Raw genomic sequence first — 529 nt, 5'->3', positions numbered from 1 at the left:
GCCGCTTCTTCTTTTGTCTCTCTCTCTGTCTCTTTCTTCTCCTCCCTCTCCTCTTCAACTTTTCTTATCTTTCTTTTTCATCTCCCCTCTACCTACTATCCTACCTCTTCTCTTTCCTTTTCTCTTCCGCTTGCTCGGCTCCTCTCCCTCTTTCTCTTCTCCCCCTCTCCTCTCCCCCTCTCCTCTCCTCTCTCTCTTCTTCCTTCTTCTTCTTTCCCCCCCCCCCCCCCCCCCCTCCCCTCCCCTCCCTTCCCTTCCTCTCCCTTCCTCCCCCTCCCCCCGCCTTCCCCCCTTTTCCCCCCCCTCTTTTTTTCCCCCTCTCTCTCCTTCTCCCCTTCTCCCTTCCCTTTCCCTTTCTCTCCCTCCTTCCTTCCTCCTCTTCCCCTCTCCTCTTCCTCCCCTCCCTTCTTTTCCTCCTTCCTTTCTCTTCTCTCTCCCCCTTTTCCTCCCCCCTTTCCTTCCTTTCCCCTTCCCCCTCTCCCTGTGGTCCCCTTGCTCTTCTCCCCCTCTGCCTCTTCCTCCGCCTCTG

Annotated in this window: 1 protein-coding gene; it reads right to left on the bottom strand. The window is 57.1% G+C overall.

Annotation, left to right across the window (positions count from 1 at the left end):
- Positions 1-95: 95 nt before the first annotated feature.
- A partial coding sequence (locus EN984_RS39585) for a hypothetical protein (RefSeq protein ID WP_206517599.1) occupies positions 96-529 on the bottom strand: 434 nt, incomplete at its 5' end.

It is taken from the genome of Mesorhizobium sp. M7A.F.Ca.CA.004.12.1.1 (genome assembly GCF_003997835.1).
Lineage (GTDB): Bacteria > Pseudomonadota > Alphaproteobacteria > Rhizobiales > Rhizobiaceae > Mesorhizobium.
Note: the sequence above shows the minus strand (reverse complement) of the source record. Positions and strands in the feature narration are given on the sequence as shown.